This is a genomic window from Paraburkholderia sp. 22099 (assembly GCF_052045835.1).
GTDB lineage: Bacteria > Pseudomonadota > Gammaproteobacteria > Burkholderiales > Burkholderiaceae > Paraburkholderia > Paraburkholderia terricola.
Window position 1 is genome coordinate 1 of the sequence record NZ_JBQEPU010000103.1, and the last position, 518, is coordinate 518.

The window sequence follows — 518 nt, forward strand, 5'->3', positions numbered from 1 at the left end:
GTGGATAGCGAACTCGCCGTGGTCGAGGTCGAGGTCGACAACGACGCCACGTTGCTGTCCGTGGTGGAAAGACCCGTGGACAGCGAACTGATGCCCGTCGATGCCGACGTCGACAGCGAAGTCACGTTGCTGTTCGTCGTGGACAGGCCGGTCGAGAGCGAACTCACGCCAGTGGACAGCGAGCTTGCCGTCGTCGATGTCGAAGTCGACAACGACGCCACGTTGCTGTCGGTCGTGGAGAGTCCCGTCGACAGCGAACTGATGCCCGTCGATGCCGATGTCGACAGCGAGGTCACATTGCTGTTCGTCGTGCTCAGGCCCGTCGAAAGCGAACTGACACCAGTGGACAGCGAACTGGCCGTGGTCGAAGTCGACGTGGACAACGACGCCACGTTGCTGTCGGTCGTGCTGAGGCCGGTGGACAGCGAACTCGCCGAGGTCGAGGTCGAGGTCGAGAGCGAGGCCACATTGCTATCGGTCGTCGACAGACCCGTGGACAGCGAACTGATGCTGGTCGA

The 518-nt window shown here is 62.4% G+C and carries 1 protein-coding gene; it reads left to right on the forward strand.

Features of this window, described 5'->3' with window-relative positions; genetic code table 11:
* Nucleotides 1-518 (forward strand): hypothetical protein (locus ACTJLC_RS31840; protein ID WP_440846442.1); only part of this gene is annotated, 518 nt, incomplete at both ends.